Here is a 17,012-nt window from a genome sequence, read left to right as displayed (position 1 = left end):
GTTCGTCCTGGTTGTGCTCGGCCTTCTGATCTTGTCCCGTGCCCTCATGCTCGTCCGCGGGTGAGTGGTCTTGTCGGAGCCGAGCGTACCGGCGGTGGTGGTAGGGTTTGGGCGTCATGCACGCGCTGTCACGCCGATCTGTCGGGTTGCTCTGGATGGTTCTCTTGTTCGCGCTCGTGGGGCTCTCCTGCGGCAAGCAGCCGGCAGGTGGGCGGGTGCTGCGACTCGCCACCACGACGAGCCTCAAAGATGCGGGCCTGCTCGATGAGCTCTTGCCCGCGTTCGAGGCGAAGACGGGCTACCGCGTCGAGGTGAGCGCGCTTGGATCTGGCAAGGCGCTCCGCGCACTACGGGACGGCGCGGCGGACGTGGCCATCACGCACGCGCCCACCGAGGAGCAGGCCGCGCTCGCCGCTGGCGACATCGGACGCCGGACTCCGTTCATGCACAACGAGTTCGTGATCGTTGGGCCTGCCAATCAGATCAGCGTCGTGGCGGGTGCTGGAAACGTGCGCGAGGCGCTGAGCCGGATCGCGTCTTCTGGCCTGAAGTTCGTGTCCCGCGGGGACGACTCGGGCACGCACCAGCGCGAGCTCGCGCTCTGGAAGGCAGCTGGGATCGCGGCGAGCAGCTCCTTCATCATGCAGGCGAACGCCGGCATGGGCGAGACGCTCGAGCGGGCGTCGGACGAGGGCGCTTTCACGCTCTGTGATCGGTCGACCTTCCTGGCTAAGCAGAAGGATTTGAAACTGGCAATCGTGTTCCAGGGGGACGAGGCGCTGCGGAATACATACGCCGTGATCGAGCCGAAGGCTGGCGCGCAGGTCAACGCGGAAGGGGCGCGCGCTCTCGCGGACTTCCTGCTCTCGCCTGAAGGGCGTGCGATCATCGGAGCCTTCGGCGTAAAGGCCAGCGGCGAGCCGCTCTTCACGCCGGAGGCGCGGTGACGAGGGGCCGGTCCCACGGCGAAAAGCGAGACAGGATGATCCCATGAGCGACGCACGACCGACCGAGCGCACGGCGATGGGGACCCTGGGCAACGTGCTCTGGGTCGTGCTGGGGGGCGGGCTCGTGCTCTTCCTCGGCTACCTGATCGCAGGGGCCGTCCTGGCGCTCACCATCGTGGGCTTCCCCTTCGCGGTGGCGATCTGGCGCGTGGGGCTCTACGCGCTGCTCCCCTTCAATCGCCGCGTCGTCGACCGGCAGAACAGCCTCGGATCGGGCTGCCTGGGCGCGTGCTTCAACCTGTTGTGGCTGTTCTTGTTTGGGTGGGGCATCGCGGTCGCGCACCTCGGCTCGGCGCTCGTCTGCGCGGTGACCATCATCGGCATCCCCTTCGCCGTGGCCCACGTGAAGCTGGCCGTCCTGGCACTCTGGCCCTTCGGCAAGGAGATCGTCTGACGGGTCGACGCCGTGGCCATCTGGGCGTCGCCTGGGGCAGCGGGATGCACCAGGGGCGACTTCTGGGCACTCTGTCCAGAAGTTCGAGGTGACGTGCAGGGTCGCTTGCAAGCTCGATTTGGGCGGCTGTCAGAAGCTCCGCGCCCATGCCGGCGCCGGGCGCCTCGCGGGTATCCGCTCGAACGCTCGAGACCACGTTTCGACGAGCTCGCCGTCGCGCAGGGCGCAGATGACGATCCTCCCCTCGATAGTGGCGCCGTACACGTGCTCCCGATCGAGCCAGTCGAGCCAGCAGTAGGCTGGCAGCGCGACCTCGCGGCCGTCCTTGCGCACCATGCTGTAGAGGTTTCGATGCCCCTCGATCAGCGCCTCGCCCTCATCGAAGGGGCTCAGCGTGACGAGCAGTTCTTCGCGTCCGCCGCCAGGGCGGCGCTTGCACAGGATGGCGCGGCGGTGCTCATCCGAGACATCTTCCGGAGCCGGCGTTGGCGAGCCCTGGGCCTCGACGAAGCCGATCCGCCGCTCGGACGCGAGCTGGACGGCCGTGGTCTTCTCAATGTTCCACGGGCAGCGATCCGCCAGCTCGGTGCCGTGGTGCAGGTACGCGCGGTCGGGGAGCTCCAGGCGGCCGGCGGCGGGCGAGGAGAAGTGCATGCCGCGTGTCCAGGTGCCGGACTCACGCCACGCGAGCAGACACGCGAGCCACGGTGCCCGTGACAGGCCGCTGAACTGGGAGGGCCAGTTGGGGCTGCCAGGCGCTTTCATGGCGAAGTAGAGCAGATACCGCCCATCGGGCGAGAGGTCGCAGCGGCGCGGGTAGAGCGTCCTTGAAAACACGGCCCCGAGCTCGACGCGCTGGGTGTCGAGGTCCCAGAGGTGGAGCGACCAGCGCTTCTGGCGGTGCTTGACGAAGACGACAGCGCGCGACGAGGCCGCGGCCCGCAGGACGTACAGCCGCGGGAAGCTCTGTTCTTGCGTCGTGCCCACCTTGGACCTCGCCACACCGTAGCCCCAAGATCGTGTCGCGCGCTCGTTCCTCCTGCTGCGGCCCGTCAAGCTGCTTCCTCCGTGGGGATGACGCGTGCGCTGAGCCGCGCGACGCAATGGGACTCGGCGCGCGAGGGTCGCGAGGCGAATAAAATTCGACGCGCTGTGCCGGGCGGGTCGCAGGGCGAATAAAATTCGACGCGCGCCCCGAGCCGCATCCTCGCCCTGCGCGGCGGGGGAGTCCGCAGCGACCGTGGTGATGGTCCCCATGGTTGCCAGACGGGCTCCCGCTAGGCCCCGCCCCAGGCCCGGCTCACCCGCTTCGCCGCCGTCCCCGCGTCACTGCACGTAGGAGGCGGAGAACGGCATCCTGGACGTCCTCGGACGCGCCTTGGAAGAGCCGTGCTGCCTCGATAGCGGCCGGCTCGAGGTCGTGGATGCCTCCCACGAGCTCGCCCGGCGGCACCCCCAGGCCCTTCGCGAGCGCGAGAACGCTCGACAGCGAGGGGTCACGCCGGCCGGCCTCGATGCCCCCGATGTAGTTCGGCGTGAGCCGGGCACGCTCCGCGAGCTGCTCCAGGGTCAGGCCCAGCGCCTCTCGTCGCCGCCGCACTTCCTTGCCGAAGTCCACGGCGCCGAACGTCGCGGGGATGACGCTTCAGGTGAACACACGATGGTGTTGACAACCAACACGATCGTGTATCGTGGCGTCGCGATGCATCGGTTTCCCACTCCCACGAGCGTGCCCTCTGCGGCGTCGATGATCGTGCCCCTCGCGTTCATGCTGGCGAACAGCGTGCTCCTGGCTGGATGTTCCCGCGACGCATCGAGCATCGTGCGCGACTACCTGAACCAGGACAGTTGCCTCGACCGCGCCAAGTTCATCCTCGACCCCGAGGCGAACCGCGCCGCGCTCGCCGAGCACTACAAGGACCAGAAGGACTGCAAGAAGCCGTTCGAGTCGATCGAGGCCGACGGCTGCGCGAAGATGAACGAGGGCGACTACTGCAGCGTCGAGGTCGTCTTCGGCAAGAACAAGCGGGACTATTACCACTTCAAGAAGACGGCAGAGGGCCTCAAGCTCGACTGGCGATCCTCGGTTGGATACAACCCCGTCTCGCTGCCGTTCTTCCGGACGCAACGGCTGAAGGGGACCTACCTCTTCCGCGTCTGGGCGAAGCTCACGGACTACTACAACTTCGACTACGACGACGCGGAGCAGACCCACCAGTCCATCGAGCTACGCGACCCAGACGGCGCGGCGATCACCGGCTACATCCGCCGCGACGCGCCCACGGCAGCGGCGTTGTTGGATGTGCTCAAGGACGGCAAGGAGCACGGGGTGATGGTCGAGCTCCGGTACCCGCCGGAGTCGAAAGACAGCAGCGTCGTGGGCATCGAGCGGTTCGTGGCCGAGCGCTGGCGGCAGAGGCCGGAGGAGTTCGAGGCGCGCCCCGCGCCCGCTCCGCGCTGATCCCTGCAGGGAAGGGCCCTTCCAGCCGAGTGACAACGGCAGGCTGAACCTAGGCTTTCAAGCCTGCATCATGGTAGCCCTCACGCGCCGCAAGAGCAGCGTCGGCCGACCCCACGGGATCGGCAACGGCATCGCCGTCCGGCATACGAGGTGCAACGTCATGCCCCCGTGATCGACCGCGGACGCCTGCACGATCTCGCTGTCCCCACCATCCCTCGCTTCGCAAGCTCGCAGCTCGAGCGAGCCCGCACGATGCGCGGCGCGAAGGCGCGCCTTGAACGCCCGAAGGCCGAGTCCCGTCGCTTCACCGCGTTCATCGAACTCACGGAACAGCTCCACGATGAGCGCGTCGTGCGAGCCTTCATTGACCACGGTCTGCACGCGGGCGGCAAATGCGTCGAGCGGAAGCGTGATCAAACGCGGGCGCCCTTCGCGGCGCTTTTCATCATCGTGGACCTTGCGCGCGAAGTCTTTGGCTGCGGCGTAAGCCTTGGGAGAGAGCGCTGCGACGACGTCGCCGAGCGCGGAGAAGATGTTCCGACGCGACCATCGCCGCACGAGATGAAACGTCGTTCGTCGCAAACGAACCGCAGATGCGGCGACCATCAAGGGGTTCACGTCCTCGGCGCGCTCGCAGGTGGCGAGTTCGAGGAGCCCGCGGTTGTACGCTTGGAGCAGCCGCGCCTTGAACGCCGACAGCGTCGGGAAGGACGGGACCTCGTCACGCCCACGGAGCAGGCGGAAGAGCGGTGCGATGAACACGCCATCGTCATGTACCCCTTCGGTCACGCGGCGAGCCGCTGACTCCACGCGAGAGGCGAAGGCGCGCAGGGATCCGTTCACGAGCCCCGGTGCACGCCGACGCTCAGCTTCGAGCTTGGCACGGGCGAAGAGCAGAACCGCGGCCGCGCCGTCCCGCGAGAGGACATCGAACGCGCCGGGCCCCGTTCTGAGCCGCCTTCGCGAGGGCGGAGGCGGGGGCTCGAACGACGCGGGAGGCGGACGAGCGGAGGACATCGAGCCCCTCGATCGCATGTTCCGGGGCAAACTGCAAGAGAGGACAAACCCTGCCTGGTCGTCCCAGTGGAGCACGTGGGAAGGAAAGATCACGGGATGAGCAGCTCGCGCTCCGTGCCGTCGGCGCTGCGCAGGATGATCCTCTCCCGTCTGTTTCGGATCGCCGAGAGCAGCACGTCGTACAGGGTCACGGCTCTCTTCACCACCTGGGTGATCGTGCCGGCCTCGCTCATCGCGCGCAGCTGATCGAGCCTGCCACGGAGGCGCTCGGGAAGCTCCATGTTGAGCCTGACCTTGGGTTCTTCGCTTGCATGCCGTGGCACTCGTTCATCCCCATCTGCTGTCGAGGCTCATCCGGTTATCTGTCGAGTTCGACCACTTGGTGCTCTACGTTCGACGAGTTCCACGCGAAGGGCGCGGCTTCTCTGGCCGTGGGCTCGAGGCGGACACCTGTTCGCGGAGCTGCGCGAGCTCCTCCGCGCTCATGCTGCCGATCTGCTCGACGACTGCCTCGAGTTCACTTTCCTCCGGGAACAGCACCAGGAACATCGGCGTCAAGCCGAGAGCGCGTGCGATGCGATCGAGGGTGCCAACGTTGATCGCGACGTAACCGCGCTCGATGAGCGACAGGTGGCTCGCGACGATGCCGGTCTTCCTTCTGAGGTGCTCGAGCGACATCCCCTGTGCGAGGCGCAGATCCCTGATCCGATGACCTAGTTTGAGGGCAAACGGATCCGGCTCGTGTCGGCGGCCCATGTCAGGGCTCCCGCCGCCCGCGTGCCTCCCGAGCGGTACAGAAGTAAAGTAGGCCCCGCTTCGGGTCCTGGATGCCCGCCTGCCGCTCGATGAACGGCACGAGCAGAGGAACAGGGATGAGCTTGAGCGTGCCCTCTCGCTCTGCATGGAGAAGAGCCGCCTCGAATGCGGCTCGAGGAACCCGAGCAAGAGCCCCGCGGAGGATCGGCAGCGGCACGCCCTGCGTGTTCTTGTAGGCCGGATGAAGCCGGCTCATCGCCGCGAGGATCTCGCTCACGACGGCCGGATCTGGACCTGCGTCACGCGCGGCGAGGGTGCGCTGCGCGTACAGCAGGACGTCGGCGAGCTCGGGGATGCGGAGCTGCCGGAGGACATCGTTCACCTCCTCGATCGGCGTGCGATGACGTCTTCGAGGCTCGACGGGTGGGGGCCCAGGCGGGGAAGGTCGGATCGTCGACGGCGGGTTTGTCGAGATCGGCGCGGCCTGCGCATTGGCGCCGCCCAGCGTACGTGTTGTGGCGCGCTCGCCGCTCAAGACGCTCTCCTCGCTTGTGCAACGAGAGCGACGCGCTCGAGTAGCCCTCGCGTTGCATGCTCGATCCCGGCAGCAACTTGTCGTGTCCCGGAGAGCGGATCCGCAGGACGAAGTACAACTTGGCCTTGCTCTTCGAGATGAAAGAGCGCTTGGTCCACTGCGGATCGAGCGAGCCCGAGGAGCTTGCCCCGCAGAACAGCGAGGCCGACCGTTCCGTCTTCGTCAGGGCGCATGTACATGAGCGCGTAGATGATCTGCGCCTCGACGCGCCCCTCCGGCCCCGCGAGCCTAGCTGCGGCGATGTGCTCGATGAGCTTCGCCGTCGCCTCAAGCTCGTGAGGCTCGAAGCTCCAGAGTAACGTGTGCACCTCGTCGACAATGGCGCGCCGTCCTGGGGAGAGAGGCGAGACGAGCGTGGGGATGGGCCTGCGCGCCGCCCTGTGCGCGGACACGTGCACGTGCGATGTCGACGCAGAGGCCGCCGGACGCGCAGGTGCAGGGGCCGGCGCCGGAGCAGCGACAACCGCTGCTACAGGGCGGCGCCGCCAGAAGGACAAGACGCCGATGAGCACGCGCCACCACAAGGACCTCACCGGGATCGACATGGCGGGAGCGGGAGGCGCGGGCGGAGCCGGCCGCACGAAGAACGCCGTGGGGGCGTTGTCGTCCTCTTCATGGCTCGCAGCCGGGCGCGTCAACACGCGCGTGGCGGCTTCGTCTTCTTCCTCGTCGGCCATGTACTCCTCCGGGCGCACGAATGCCGTCTGCGGCTGAAGAAGCCGCGAAGCTGCTTGTCGTCAGCCGTGCGACGTCGACTTGGGAACGCCGCGGACGACAGGAATGACGATCAGAGCGATGATCGCCCGGAGGCGGGCGCGGAACCTGGGCTGGCGAATGCGAGCAGTGTCCCGCGACCTCCTTCGAGCGAATATCACCATCCCCAGGCGACCGCGGTGGTATGCCTCGACGAACGCCCTCCAACGCGCGCTCAGCACCGCGGCCGTCTGCGGATGATGATGATTCGCGAGGACAAACGCGCCCGCGTGCCGGCGACCATGGCCGGGCGCAGAAGCCGCATGTCCCTTACTCTCTAAACACGAGCCGACGCTGTCGACCCGTCCAAGAAAAGTGCACGCCTGCGTGCAAGAGGCTGGTCAGGGCGTGCTGCCGCTCTTCTGCTCGTTCTGCCGCAGGCCCTCGAGCGCCGTGGCGATGTACTTGTTCCGGACCGCCGCGTGCTGACTGTCCCGGTAGTCCCGTGCATGCTGTCGCAGCGTGGAGAGCGCCTCGGCGAACTGTCCGCGCGAGAGCATCTCCCGAGCTTGTTCGAGGTTTGTTGTCTCCAGGTCGTTGAGGGGCACGGCGGCGGGCGAGGGGCGCGGGGGCGCGACGACAACCACGGTCGCACTCGGGCCTGGGGTGGGCGGGGGCGCGACGGCAGAGGCGCTCTCTCCACGCCCGCTCTCGTCGATCAAGACGGAGAGCACCATCGGCACCACATGCCGCGCGGCAGGTGACTCGTCGCGGGGCCAGAGCGCGACCGCGCCACCCCCGCCCAAGGCGCCGACGCCGACCAGGAAGAGCGGGTGCTTGATGAGCTCGAGCACCGCCTTCACCGTGGCGCGAGCAGCAGGCCCGGAGCCCGTGGGCGCGACCGCTTGGATGAGCCGCTTGCCCGAAGCCGGCGGTTCGGAGGGCGGCGACGGGTTCGGCGCCAAGGCGGGAGGAAGTACCTCGTGGAAACCGAGCTCGCCGGCGACGCCACGCCAGACCTCGCGCCGTGCATTCTCGATGAAGTCGGGCGTGAGGTCCTCGGGCCGGAAGACGGCATCGACGCCGAAGGGCAGCAGCATGAACGGCGTGAAATCCCGGCCGAACAGCTTCTTCACCCTGCGCCGGAAGACGTCCTTGGCCTCGACGAGCCTGGCCTGCGCCGTGTTGCGCGAGACCCCCAGCGCCGCGGCGATCTTCGGCAGCGACTCCCCTTTGAACTCGGCTCTGACGAGTACATCGACGAGCTCCGCGTCCATGGTCTTGAGCACGCGTTTGACAACCTGATCGAGCTCATGATGCTCGAAGCGCTCGTGCGGGTTCTCGTCGCTGGGCACGTCCACGCCGACATCTGCCTCGGGGGTCTCGAAGCGGTGACGGTAGAGGCGATAGTGCTCCGCCGCCTGCTGATCGCAGATCATCTTGAGCCAGTCCTCGACCCCCGCGGACGGTACCTTGTCGAAGTTCTTGTAGACCTTCACGAAGACGAGCTGTGCGAGGTCGTCGACATCCGCCTGGCGCACGCCCATTCGCGCCAGGATCCCGAGAACGGTCAGGAGGTGCGTCGCGTAGAAGCGGAGAAAGGCGTCGCTGGCGTGATGCAGGAACGGGAGCAGGAGGCGCACGACTACAAACACGCGCCGAGATGGGCGACCCGTCCAATAAATCGTACGGCTTCCTGCTCGACAGCTACTTCACCGGATGTCGAAGGGAACAACCAGGCCGAGTCGGACCGCGCCGTTGAGACCGGGAGAGCGCCAGAGCTTCTCGCCGTCGACCACGAACGCGGGCTGGCGGGGCACGCAGGCAACGTCCCCGTGGAGCTCGAGGCCCAAGAAACGAGCGAGCCAGAACCCGACGCCGACCCGCGCACCGAGGTCGAACACGAGCTCATCGTCATCGGAGAGCTTGATCTTCTGGGCGTCAACCAACAGAAGTGCCACGTCACCGAAGAGGCACGCGCGAGCGAAGGCCCGAGCCGAGAACAGATCCTGGCGAAAGCACGCCAGCGCAGCCAGCGCCGCGCGTTCAGCCGCTACGTCCTGCTGCGTCGCCAATTCCCAGGCATGGTCGTAGTACCCTTCGACCCCGACGGAGAAACGGGGCCACCGCGCCTCGAGGCCCACCGCAAGGCTCAGCGCCGTCTTCGGGGCGCTCCACCAGGCTGCACCTGCGCTGGCCGACACGGCGAGCTGCGGGAGCCAAGGCGAGCGCATCGGGGGCTTTGCGGCTGGCCGACTTGGCGGAGGAGCAGGTGGTCGACGTAGCGGCGGCGGAGATGATGCCGGGGGCGCGGACGAGTTCGGCACTGCATCTGCCTCCGAAGGGGGAAGTACGACGGGATCGACGATGTCGCGCAGGTAGAACACGGTGCGATCTGCGAGCTGATCGCACCGCCAAGATTCCGCGTGGGTAACGTGGTTGCCGACGACCTCCCCGTTCTCGTCGCGCGCCTCGATATGCGCCTCGATCCGTTGCGCCGTGAGCACCAACTTGACGGAGATGGAGCGCGGCGCGTCGTCGGTGAAGGGGTCGTGGCCCTTGAGCTTCGTGGCGAGGGCGGTCTTGATGTAGCTCTTGTCCGGGCAGTTCTTCGGGGCGTTGGGACCGGGGGCGTAGTCGAGGCGCCACGGCAGCACCTGGGATGGCTGCGCCGTGGCCTCCGAGCTGCCGCAGGCCAAGGCCGCGACGAGCAGAAGGCGCGCCTTGCATGAGCGTGAAGAGGCGTCGCGCATGACCTGAGAGACCAGGTTTGTCCCCAGCGCAGAGCATGCCCGGGGGGCGCGAGAGGCGCAAGCGTTGGTGGAGCGCGACAGCGGTCAGGCTTGGTTTGTCCGTCGGGTCCGAACGTTGACCTTGCCTGGATCCGGAGGCTAGCCTTTACAGCGTGCGTGCGTTCAGGACCTTCGCCTCGTACCTCGGCACGTTGATCGCCTTCGGGCTCGCTGCCTGTGACGCGGACAGTTGCAACGGCCTCATCGTGGGGACCACCATCTGCTTCGACGATGACGGCGAGGAGGTCCCGTGCTGCGGCCCGCCGGGAGATAAGTACGCGTGCCCGCCGGATGCCGGGGATGATGCCGAACCCGATGCGGATGCGGGCGACGACGGCGAGGCCGATGCGGGCGACGAAGATGGAGGCCCAGAAGCGGGCTCGTCGTCTGGGTGCCCCCCTGACGCGGAGTGCATGGCGCCCGGTGGCGGCGGGTTCGACTACTACCCCTCGTACGTGTGGATGGGGAAGGAGACGGAACCGCCTCCTCCGCCGCTTCTTGGAACCCCGTACGAGAACTGGGTCGACGTCACCTTTGCCGAGCCTGACTGCCCAACGTGCTCGTGCGCGGCTCCGGCAGCGGGGTGCATCCTTCCGGACTCGTGGGAAGTAAACTCCACGGCCTGTCAAGACGTTTCTCTGCCTAACGTCACGCCTTTCGATCCTCCGGCCGCCTGGGACGGGAGTTGCACCTCGTCGAGTCAGATCCCGGCAGGCATCCTGTGCAATGAAGCTCCTTGTGTGCGGTCGTTGGTCGTCCAGCCACCGACCGCCGCCCCGTGCGTGGCGGAGCCCGCCATGCCGCCCGAGGGGGAACCGTTACCCCCGCCGGTCCGTACCAAGGTGATCGACTACGTTTCGGCGAGCCTTGGCACTTGCGATTTGGCGCGCGTGTGCATCGCTCCGCCCCCGCCAGGCTACCGGCTGTGTCGCGTCGCCTATGGCTCCGCGGCTGCCGTGCCGTGTCCGAGTGATTGGTCGGATCGGCATACCGGCTGGAGACAAGTCGAGGAGCAGAGAGCTTGCTCGGCCTGTAGCTGTGGCGCACCTCAAGGTGGTTCATGCGAAGTGCTAGTAAAAGCGTACTCTGATGCTGCATGTACAAACGAGCGCGGCAGCCTCGTACTCACCGTGAGCGACGGCGAGAAGTGCGTGGATCTCGTTACGGGGACCGCGCTGGGCAGCAAGACGGCGGAGCTTCTCTCCTCCCAAACCGGTGTCTGTCCGCCCAGTGGCGGCGAGCTCGTCGGCGAGGTGCTCCTCGGCGTGCCCGTGACATACTGCTGCGTTCCAGAATTCGAGCCCCCGCCCTGATTGTATTACCGTTTTCCCTTTACCACTTACAGATTCCACTGATGCACTTCTCTGAGGCGCAGTCATTGTTCTCGGTGCAGGGCTGGCCGCCATCCAGGGCGCAGCGGCCTTTGCCATCACAGACGTAGTTGCCGCTGCAAGTGATGCTAGGATCCGCGCCGTATGTATCGTAAAGGCTGATACTTACCGGAAAGCATTCACCGGCAAGGTCGCAATCGTAGCAAAGAGGGCAGGGTTTCGAGCAGCAGAGCCCTTTTTCGCACGACCCGCTCGCGCACGCCGCACCCGACTCGCAGAACGCCCCGAAGCAGATGGGACAGTGTCCACCGGACATTCCGCAGTCGACGCCGGTCTCGTCTCCGTTCTGGATCCCGTCGTCACACCGAGCGCAAAGGCCCTCCCAGCAGTAACCCCCAGGGCAGTCAGCATCGACGTTGCACGTCCCCGGGCACAGCGGGCATGAACCGCCGCAGTCGACGTCGGCCTCATCCCCGTTCTTCACGCCGTCATCGCACCGCGAGCACACGTTCCCAGCCTCGCAGGTATGCCCCGGCTTGCAGTCCGCGTCCTGCAGGCACCCGATGCACGTGCCCGCGCCGTCGCACACGCCGGGACACTTCTCGCCGTCGACGCAGGGTTCGATCCGGCAGCGGAAGCCCACGCGCTCGTTGAAGCTGCGACAGGTGCCGTCGCAGATCCACCCCGTGCACATGGGCGGCCTGCCGCACTCGACGCCCGTCGTACATGGGCAGCCCTCGCCCCCGTCCTTGCACGCGGGGTCGTTGCACGACGACAGGGTGACGAAGGCCGGGACAAGAAGCGCGAACGTGAGGGCGAAGACGCGGCGCAGGATCATGGAGACAGCCTCCTCGGTTCCGTCATGCCCCCAAGGCTCCGTCATGTCGAGAGGGGCGCAGCACGCGCAGTTCGCGACGGCGTAGACCACCTCGCGCATCCCGCGCGCCGACCAGGGGTGCCGCGCCAAGAACTTGGCCCGTTGGGTGCGCCTGTGGCAGGCCCGCTAGACCACGCGGAAGGGGGCGCATGCCGGCGGCGGCCAAATGGGGGGATCTGGTTCTCGGGATCGACATCCACATGGTGGTCGTGCCGGGCTCGCCGAACCCCTGGCCGCTCCCGCACCCCTTCATCGGCATCGTCTTCGACCCCCTGGGCGCGGCGCTTTCGGCCGTGCTCGGCGGCGGCCCCGTGCTCGTCAACGGCATGCCCGCCGCGACCGTGGCTACCGACGTCCTCGGCCTCTCCCACGCCCCGATGCCCCCTGGCACGACGTTCGCGCCGAACGATGTCCCCGACAACGCGGGCACGTTCGTGACCGGCAGCAAGACCGTGTACTTCGGCGGCCTGTCCGCGGCGCGCGCGGGCTCGCTCGTCTCGAGCTGCAACTTCCCGATCAACGTGCCCACCTCGTCGTGCATCGCGCCCCCCTCGGGACCGCCCGTAGACGTCGGCGGCCCGGACGCCTTCGACGCCACGGCATTGATCATGCGGGGAATGCGCACGAAGTGGTTCTCCAACAAGATCCATAGCGCGTTCCGGATCAAGCCGCGCTCGCGGATGAGCAAGCTAGTCTGTTTTCTGACGGGACATCCGGTGGATGTCATGACCGGCGAGGTCCTCACGGACGCGGTGGACTTCGAGCTCCCGGGGCCACTCCCTTTTGTCTTCGAGCGCAACTACTACAGCGGCGACGAGACCGCGGGCGCGCTTGGCCCGGCCTGGCATCACCCGCTCGAGGCGAGCGTCGACGAGAGCCCACTACGCGGCCACCGGCTGAGCCTCGATGTACGGCTGCCCGATGGGCGCGTGGCGCGGCATCTGGACCTTGACGTGGGCGCTTCCGAGTGGCGGGACCAAGACCGATACACGCTGGCGCGTGACGAGGCCGGGTACACGCTCACCTTCTGGGACGGCACGAGCTACCGGTTCGAGCCGGTCGAGGGGGCGATCGTGACGCACCCGCTCGCGAAGATCAGCGATCGGTGCGGCAATGCAATCACGCTGCGCTATCGGGATGGGCGGCTGCACGACGGGACAGATAGCGCGGGGCGCCATCTTCGCTTCGTCATGAAGGGCAGCCGCCTTGTCGCAGTTCGCGTGCTGCGTCCCGAGGGCGGTGGCGACACGTGGCACACGCTCGTTCGGTATTCGTACAACGAAGAAGGCTACCTCGTGGCGGCCGAGGACGCCGCTGGGCACTCGTTCCGATATGCATACAAGGGCGGCGTGCTCATTCAGGAGACGAACCGCAACGGCCTCTCTTTCTACTTCGAGTACGACTGGTACGCGCCTGGCGGCTACTGCGTGCACACGTGGGGGGACGGCAAGATCTACGAGCGGAAGCTCACGTACCACAAGGAGCAGTTCGCCACGGTCGTGGAAGACGGGCGCGGTGGACGCACAGCGTACTTCGGTAACGGCGACGGTCTCGTGGAGCGTGAGATCGACCCGATGGGAGTCGAGCGACGCTACGAATGGGGCGACGGTTTTCGCAAGGTCGCCGAGATTGATGGGCTCGGCCGCCGGACGGAATGGGCGTATGACGCACGTGGAAACCGGACCCTCGAGCGCGATGCGCTGGGGCACGAGACGTGGTGGACTTACAACGCGTTGAATCTGCCCGTGGAGATGGTCGACGCGGCTGGGGCGGTGTGGCGCTGGGCGTACGACCATCGGGGCAAGCTCGTGCGGGAGGTGGATCCGATCGGGGGCGAGAGCCGATTCAAGTACGACCGGCGGGGGCTCCTCTTGTCCGTCGAGGACCCCCTGGGACGCAATGTGCAGCTCGAGCACGACGGCCAGGGCAATTGCATCGCGGTGATGACGCCTGGAGGTGCCGTCAGCCGGTACGAGTTCGACGACCTGGGGCGGGTGATCAAGGCGGTCGACGCCCGCGGTGTGCAGGTGCGGCTGGAACATGATGTGTGCGGCCGCGTGGTACGCGTGGAGCGCTCGGACGGAGCCTTCATTCGCATGAAGCGGGACGCCGAGGGAAACGTGATCGAGCGCGAGGATGAAGCGCGGCGAGTGTGGCGCTATGCGTACCGTGGCCTCAACAAGCTCGAAAAGCAGGTCGACCCCGAAGGCGGGATCGTGCAGCTCTCCTATGACAGCGACGAGGCCCTTGTCGCCCTGACGAACGAGCGGGGAGAGGTTTACAGCTACGAGCGTGACCGCGCGGGGCGCGTGATCAAGGAGGTCGGCTTCGACGGCCGTACCCTGGCCTGCCTGTACGATCGGGTGGGGCACACGAAGCGCGTGACCACCGGCGGTGGCAAGCACATCTCGCTCGAGCGCGACGCGCTGGGCCGCCTGATCAAGCTGCGGATGCCGGGGCCGATCTTGCCGGGCGCGGTGCTGCCCTCGGTCCAGGAGGTCGAGTTCGCCTACGACGCGAGGGGCGAGCTCGTGCGTGCGAGGAATGCCGCATCCGACGTGACCTTCGTGCGCGATGCCCTCGGGCGTGTGGTGGAGGAGCGCGCGGGAGATGTCATCGTCGAGAGCCGCTACAACGCCGCGGGAGAGCGGGTGCTCCTGCGGACGAGCCTCGGGCACGAAGCGCACTTCGGCTTCGATCAGTGGGGTACACTTGAACAAGTATCGTTCGGTCACAGCCAGCGGTTCGGCGATTTCACGCCGGAGTCACTGCGTGAGGGCGGTCCGCGGGTGCGTGCGCCGTGGAAGTCGGCCATCACGCGGGACCGTGTGGGCGATGAGGTCGCGCGGCAGCTACCCGGCGAGGTGACGAGTCACTGGGACTGGGATCATGTTGGCAGGCCGGCGGTTCGCACGATGGAGGCGCCGGAAGTCGCCCTGGAGCTCGGCTATCGCTGGAAGTCCGACGAGGAGCTCGAGGCGCTCGTGATGGGCAAGGGGCGTGAGGTCGTCTTCGGGCACGATCGACGGGGGCATCTCATCTGGTCGGTGATGCCCGGGGGGCGGACTGAACATCAGCCGGTCGACGCGGTCGGGAACGTGTATCGAAGCGAGGGCCGATCGGATCGAAAGTATGCAGCGGGCGGGCGCGTCGAGGAGGCCAACGGTGTTCGGTACGTGCACGACGTCGACGGGCAGCTCGTGGAGAAGGTTCTGCCGGACGGGGCGAGGTGGCGGTACGCGTGGGATGCGCTGGGACAGCTCGTCGATGTCGTGCGGCCGGACGGGGTGAAGATTTCATTCGCATACGACGCCCTCGGACGGCGTGTTCGGAAAGACAGCCCGGGGAAAACAACACGGTATGTCTGGGATGGGGACGACCTAATTCACGAGATCACCGAGGACGCGCCGCTCGAGACGTGGCTGTGGGAGCCGGGCAGCCTTTCGCCGGTGGCGAAGGCCGTGGATGACGAGCGGTTCGCTGTAATCGCGGACCACCGGGGTGTCCCGCTGATCCTGGTGGATGAGGAAGGGAAGACGGCCTGGCTCGGCGGTATCAGCCCCCTGGGCGAGGCGTGGATCCAGGTGGCGGAAACCGCGTGCCCGTGGCGGTTCGCGGGGCAGTATGCCGACGAGGAGACGGGGCTCTACTACAACCGATTCCGCTACTTCGATCCCGGCCTCGGGCGGTACATCAGCCAGGACCCGATCGGGCCTGAAGGCGGGCTCGGGCTGTACAACTATGTGCCGGAGCCGTGGGCGGGGATCGACCCGCTGGGGCTCGCGTGCAAGAACCACCAGACCGGGAAGAGGGGCGAGCGGATCGCGAGGAACTACCTCCAAAAGCTGGGCTTCAACATCCTCGGGAGCATCAGGAACAAGTCGGGCCACGGCATCGACATCGTTGCGCGTGATGCAGCGGGGATGTTGCGGTTCTTCGAGGTTAAGACGACCGAAGGACTCTATGCGGCCGGGCTCGCCGGTGCACAGAAGAATGGCGCCACGCAGTTCGTATGGAGCCGCCTTGTTCGAGCCGCGCAAGGTCGCCGCTTCTGGCAGGCGACCAGCGATCCACAGACCCAGAGCAAGGCTTTGAGTCTGATGCAGGAGATTCGGAACAGTGGCGGATCGGGCTCTATCAAGGGCGAGGTGTTGAGGGTGGTGCTGGGCAACGGAACCATAACGCGAAGCCCTTGGTGAATAGCGTGAAGACGGCTGCACAGAGAGAAAAACACGTCCGAAGCTTTGCCCGTGATCTGAATGCATGGTGCAAGAATCCCCGCCTCGACCAGCGAAAGAAGCTCCTCGCCGACATCGAAAAATGGATCCGAAGTGGAAAGCCACGTGCAGCTGCTGTTGCAGCCGGCATCCTGCGCCAGCTTGGGAATTGGTACGCTCAGCATGGCATGTTCGATGTACTGAACGGTAGAGTCGAGAGTTGGGCACATCTTGACCGGGTTCTCCAATATAACTGGTGGGATACTCGTATTGATCCTGGTGGAACCCATGTCTTGGATGCTGCCCACACCCTCGCGCATGCTCTTGTTTTCGGCGAGGAGCGGATGGCCGCGTGGCTTGCCGCACGGATGATCCGAAGCATCGATGACAAAGCCTTCGGTTCTTGGGATCTCAGTCCGTTCGCGGTCTTCATGCTGGAGCTATGGCACCGCTACGCCGGCACGCCTCGACCGGAGCTAGATCGCCAGGGGATTGCACGCATCGGGGTCTACCGTTCCGTGCTTGACACCTGGAATGATGGGCAGGGCTTTGTCACCGCCTTGCTGAACGCCTGTGACTACCACCTCGACGAGGCCGTGTACTCCGATGCGAACAAAGAGTTCCTGACGTCGCCCTACGATCTCTTCCCCGTCGACATCCTCGCCATCGCCGCCGTCCGCGCGAAGCAGGGCCTCCCGATGCCCGAGCTCGACCATCCCCTCATGCAGACCCCACTGGCCAAGCTCCCACCGAACAACACTCGGCCCCGGATGCCACCCGATCCCCTGCTCGAGGCCGTGATCGAGAAGGCCCGGAAGCAGGGCTTCTTGCCGGCTGACGGAGACGTGTTCACGCCCTGAAAGGAGATGCCC

General features: G+C 66.7%; 17 protein-coding genes. 8 read left to right on the top strand and 9 right to left on the bottom strand.

Annotated features, from left to right (window positions below; all coding sequences use genetic code 11):
• Positions 1-155: 155 nt before the first annotated feature.
• Positions 156-947, top strand: coding sequence for an ABC transporter substrate-binding protein (locus E8A74_RS25885; protein WP_170229368.1), 792 nt, complete (start codon positions 156-158; stop codon positions 945-947).
• 43 nt (positions 948-990) lie between these two features.
• Positions 991-1,401: a YccF domain-containing protein gene (locus tag E8A74_RS25880; RefSeq protein ID WP_232379744.1), complete on the top strand. Its 411-nt coding sequence runs from the start codon at positions 991-993 to the stop codon at positions 1,399-1,401.
• Between the two features lie 129 nt (positions 1,402-1,530).
• Here the strand turns inward: E8A74_RS25880 and E8A74_RS25875 are convergent, their stop codons facing one another.
• Positions 1,531-2,388, bottom strand: a complete 858-nt coding sequence (locus E8A74_RS25875; protein WP_136931746.1) for a hypothetical protein — start codon at positions 2,386-2,388, stop codon at positions 1,531-1,533.
• 313 nt (positions 2,389-2,701) lie between these two features.
• Complete coding sequence (locus E8A74_RS25870; protein WP_211365449.1) at positions 2,702-3,019, bottom strand: helix-turn-helix domain-containing protein; 318 nt, start codon at positions 3,017-3,019, stop codon at positions 2,702-2,704.
• A 42-nt stretch (positions 3,020-3,061) separates the two neighbouring features.
• Here E8A74_RS25870 and E8A74_RS25865 point away from each other — a divergent pair, with 42 nt between their 5' ends.
• The gene (locus E8A74_RS25865) at positions 3,062-3,862 is read left to right on the top strand and encodes a hypothetical protein (protein ID WP_136931744.1); all 801 of its coding nucleotides are present in this window, start codon (positions 3,062-3,064) and stop codon (positions 3,860-3,862) included.
• A gap of 57 nt (positions 3,863-3,919) precedes the next feature.
• On the opposite strand, the gene E8A74_RS25860 is transcribed toward E8A74_RS25865, so the two are convergent.
• The 4 genes from E8A74_RS25860 to E8A74_RS52680 all read right to left on the bottom strand — a co-directional run bounded on the left by E8A74_RS25860 (position 3,920) and on the right by E8A74_RS52680 (position 6,017).
• Positions 3,920-4,624 carry a hypothetical protein gene (locus E8A74_RS25860; protein WP_136931743.1) on the bottom strand — a complete coding sequence of 235 codons (705 nt, stop codon included), beginning with the start codon at positions 4,622-4,624 and terminating at the stop codon, positions 3,920-3,922.
• 344 nt (positions 4,625-4,968) lie between these two features.
• Positions 4,969-5,160: a hypothetical protein gene (locus E8A74_RS25855; protein ID WP_136931742.1), complete on the bottom strand. Its 192-nt coding sequence runs from the start codon at positions 5,158-5,160 to the stop codon at positions 4,969-4,971.
• Positions 5,161-5,266: 106 nt separating this feature from the next.
• Entirely contained in the window at positions 5,267-5,635 is a 369-nt protein-coding gene (locus E8A74_RS25850; RefSeq protein ID WP_170229367.1) for a helix-turn-helix domain-containing protein, read from the bottom strand.
• 1 nt (position 5,636) lies between these two features.
• Positions 5,637-6,017 (bottom strand): hypothetical protein, encoded by a 381-nt coding sequence (locus E8A74_RS52680; RefSeq protein WP_170229366.1) that lies wholly within the window; start codon positions 6,015-6,017, stop codon positions 5,637-5,639.
• 209 nt (positions 6,018-6,226) lie between these two features.
• On the opposite strand from E8A74_RS52680, the gene E8A74_RS25845 reads away from it, so the two are divergent.
• The gene (locus E8A74_RS25845) at positions 6,227-6,529 is read left to right on the top strand and encodes a hypothetical protein (protein WP_136931740.1); all 303 of its coding nucleotides are present in this window, start codon (positions 6,227-6,229) and stop codon (positions 6,527-6,529) included.
• Between the two features lie 205 nt (positions 6,530-6,734).
• Entirely contained in the window at positions 6,735-6,944 is a 210-nt protein-coding gene (locus E8A74_RS25840) for a hypothetical protein (protein WP_136931739.1), read from the top strand.
• A 380-nt stretch (positions 6,945-7,324) separates the two neighbouring features.
• Here the strand turns inward: E8A74_RS25840 and E8A74_RS25835 are convergent, their stop codons facing one another.
• Both E8A74_RS25835 and E8A74_RS25830 read right to left on the bottom strand, forming a co-directional pair.
• Positions 7,325-8,566, bottom strand: coding sequence for a sigma-70 family RNA polymerase sigma factor (locus tag E8A74_RS25835; protein ID WP_170229365.1), 1,242 nt, complete (start codon positions 8,564-8,566; stop codon positions 7,325-7,327).
• A 69-nt stretch (positions 8,567-8,635) separates the two neighbouring features.
• Complete coding sequence (locus E8A74_RS25830; RefSeq protein ID WP_136931737.1) at positions 8,636-9,676, bottom strand: hypothetical protein; 1,041 nt, start codon at positions 9,674-9,676, stop codon at positions 8,636-8,638.
• A 1,169-nt stretch (positions 9,677-10,845) separates the two neighbouring features.
• On the opposite strand from E8A74_RS25830, the gene E8A74_RS25820 reads away from it, so the two are divergent.
• Complete coding sequence (locus tag E8A74_RS25820; protein ID WP_136931736.1) at positions 10,846-11,028, top strand: hypothetical protein; 183 nt, start codon at positions 10,846-10,848, stop codon at positions 11,026-11,028.
• 19 nt (positions 11,029-11,047) lie between these two features.
• On the opposite strand, the gene E8A74_RS25815 is transcribed toward E8A74_RS25820, so the two are convergent.
• Positions 11,048-11,884 (bottom strand): hypothetical protein, encoded by an 837-nt coding sequence (locus E8A74_RS25815; protein WP_136931735.1) that lies wholly within the window; start codon positions 11,882-11,884, stop codon positions 11,048-11,050.
• A 188-nt stretch (positions 11,885-12,072) separates the two neighbouring features.
• On the opposite strand from E8A74_RS25815, the gene E8A74_RS25810 reads away from it, so the two are divergent.
• On the top strand, positions 12,073-16,122 hold the full coding sequence (locus E8A74_RS25810) for an RHS repeat-associated core domain-containing protein (RefSeq protein ID WP_136931734.1): 4,050 nt from the start codon (positions 12,073-12,075) through the stop codon (positions 16,120-16,122).
• Positions 16,123-16,127: 5 nt separating this feature from the next.
• The gene (locus tag E8A74_RS25805) at positions 16,128-17,000 is read left to right on the top strand and encodes a hypothetical protein (RefSeq protein WP_136931733.1); all 873 of its coding nucleotides are present in this window, start codon (positions 16,128-16,130) and stop codon (positions 16,998-17,000) included.
• Positions 17,001-17,012: the final 12 nt, after the last annotated feature.

Origin of the sequence: Polyangium fumosum, from assembly GCF_005144585.1 — a bacterium.
GTDB classification, from domain to species: Bacteria; Myxococcota_A; Polyangia; order Polyangiales; family Polyangiaceae; genus Polyangium; species Polyangium fumosum.
This window is presented reverse-complemented; position numbering and strand designations above follow the sequence as displayed.

What these genes read in the sequence shown, in the direction of transcription:
- E8A74_RS25830 (WP_136931737.1), bottom strand. Translation starts at nt 9,676, where the DNA reads ATGCGCGACGCCTCTTCACGCTCATGCAAGGCGCGCCTTCTGCTCGTC.
- E8A74_RS25865 (WP_136931744.1), top strand. Translation starts at nt 3,062, where the DNA reads ATGGTGTTGACAACCAACACGATCGTGTATCGTGGCGTCGCGATGCAT.
- E8A74_RS25845 (WP_136931740.1), top strand. Translation starts at nt 6,227, where the DNA reads ATGCTCGATCCCGGCAGCAACTTGTCGTGTCCCGGAGAGCGGATCCGC.
- E8A74_RS25880 (WP_232379744.1), top strand. Translation starts at nt 991, where the DNA reads ATGAGCGACGCACGACCGACCGAGCGCACGGCGATGGGGACCCTGGGC.
- E8A74_RS25855 (WP_136931742.1), bottom strand. Translation starts at nt 5,160, where the DNA reads ATGGAGCTTCCCGAGCGCCTCCGTGGCAGGCTCGATCAGCTGCGCGCG.
- E8A74_RS25815 (WP_136931735.1), bottom strand. Translation starts at nt 11,884, where the DNA reads ATGATCCTGCGCCGCGTCTTCGCCCTCACGTTCGCGCTTCTTGTCCCG.
- E8A74_RS25840 (WP_136931739.1), top strand. Translation starts at nt 6,735, where the DNA reads ATGAGCACGCGCCACCACAAGGACCTCACCGGGATCGACATGGCGGGA.
- E8A74_RS25810 (WP_136931734.1), top strand. Translation starts at nt 12,073, where the DNA reads ATGCCGGCGGCGGCCAAATGGGGGGATCTGGTTCTCGGGATCGACATC.
- E8A74_RS25885 (WP_170229368.1), top strand. Translation starts at nt 156, where the DNA reads ATGGTTCTCTTGTTCGCGCTCGTGGGGCTCTCCTGCGGCAAGCAGCCG.
- E8A74_RS25850 (WP_170229367.1), bottom strand. Translation starts at nt 5,635, where the DNA reads ATGGGCCGCCGACACGAGCCGGATCCGTTTGCCCTCAAACTAGGTCAT.